Below are 443 nucleotides of genomic sequence, written 5' to 3'. Positions count from 1 at the left end.
ACACTGACTGTTACGGATGTCGATACCGGCGAAGCCCATTTCTCCAATACCAACATTGTTGGGACTTTAGGTACTCTCCACCTAACAGATAATGGTAATTGGACATACGATCTAGATAATACTAACCCTACCGTTCAAGCGTTAGGTAAAGGAGCGACAGCTACCGATTCCATCACCGTTCATTCTGCCGATGGTACGCCTCATCAAGTAACTATCACGGTTAATGGCACTAATGACAAAGCAGTGATTGGGGGTACAAACTCAGGTTCTGTGACCGAAGAGTCTCAACTTCATACCTCAGGTACACTGACTGTTACGGATGTCGATACCGGTGAAGCGCACTTCTCAAGCACAGATATTATCGGCTCACTAGGCACGTTACATCTAACTGATTCAGGTGCGTGGACATACGATTTAGATAACACCAACCCGACCGTTCAAGC

General features: G+C 46.3%; 1 protein-coding gene. It reads left to right on the top strand.

Annotated elements, in window-relative coordinates; genetic code table 11:
* The coding region (locus A6E03_RS07220) for a VCBS domain-containing protein (protein WP_218060159.1) at positions 1-443 on the top strand (443 nt) is incomplete at both ends.

It is taken from the genome of Aliivibrio sp. 1S128, from assembly GCF_001691065.1.
Lineage (GTDB): Bacteria > Pseudomonadota > Gammaproteobacteria > Enterobacterales > Vibrionaceae > Aliivibrio.
This window is presented reverse-complemented; position numbering and strand designations above follow the sequence as displayed.